Source organism: Streptomyces sp. NPDC051740, from assembly GCF_044453165.1.
Lineage (GTDB): Bacteria > Actinomycetota > Actinomycetes > Streptomycetales > Streptomycetaceae > Streptomyces > Streptomyces atrovirens.
In genome coordinates, this window is the sequence record NZ_JBITCL010000064.1 from 1 (window position 1) to 1,171 (window position 1,171).

Sequence of the window (1,171 nt, forward strand, 5' to 3'; positions counted from 1 at the left end):
GATGGCGTCCCTTGAAGTGGTGTAGCCGTTCTTGGCCGATGTGCGCCCCCGGCTCGCCACCGGGTTGCCCCTGGTGGACCGCTCGTGCGCCCTGAACGAGGACGGGCCACCGTGCAACTCTCCGCGGTGAACGGTGAATCCGACCGGGAGGTGCACGATGGCCCTGGCCCATGATGACCTGCTCCGCCTTCTGGAGTCACTACGCTCGGCGGACGGACTGGAGATCGTCCGGACCGCGGCCGAACGAGTCCTGCAAGAACTGATAGAAGCAGAGGCGACACAGCACATCGGTGCCGCATGGGGCGAGCACACCGAGACCCGCACCGCCTACCGCAACGGCCACCGCGAACGGACCCTGACCACCCAGGCCGGCGACCTGGAACTCGCGATCCCCAAGCTTCGCGCCGGCACCTTCTTCCCCAGCCTGCTGGAACGCCGGCGCCGCGTGGACCAGGCCCTCTACGCCGTCATCATCGAGGCATACGTCCATGGCGTGTCCACCCGCAGCGTCGACGACCTGGTCAAAGCCCTCGGGTCGGACACCGGCATCTCCAAGAGCGAGGTCTCCCGGATCTGCGGCGACCTCGACGAAAGCCTCGCCGCCTTCCGCAACCGCCCCCTGGACCACACCCGCTTCCCTTACGTCTACCTCGACGCCACTTACCTCAAGGCCCGCGTCGACCACCGGATCGCCTCCCGTGCTGTCGTCATCGCCACCGGTGTCACCGAGGACGGCGGCCGCGAAGTCCTCGGCATCATGGTCGGCGACAGCGAGAACGAGACCTTCTGGACCACCTTCCTGCGTGACCTGCGCAAACGCGGCCTGAACGGGGTCCGCCTCGTCATCTCCGACCAGCACCTCGGCCTGGTCGCCGCCATCGGCAAGGTCATGATCGGAGCCGCACACCAGCGCTGCCGCGTTCATTTCGTCCGCAATGTCTTCTCGGTGATCCCGAAGCAGCACGCCGAGATGGCCGCCGCGACCATCCGCACGATCTTCGCCCAGCCCGATGCCGTCTCGGTCCGCACCCAGCTCGACACCGTCGCCGACGCTTTCGGCAAGCAGTTTCCCAAGGTGAAGGAGATGCTCCTGGACGCCAAGGAAGAGCTGACAGCCTTCGCCGACTTCCCCCACCAGCACTGGAAGAAGATCCAGTCGACCAACCCGCTG

At 66.7% G+C, this 1,171-nt stretch carries 1 protein-coding gene; it reads left to right on the forward strand.

The features are described from left to right. Nucleotides 1-157: 157 nt before the first annotated feature. A partial coding sequence (locus ACIA6T_RS35610) for an IS256 family transposase (protein WP_399450644.1) occupies nucleotides 158-1,171 on the forward strand: 1,014 nt, incomplete at its 3' end.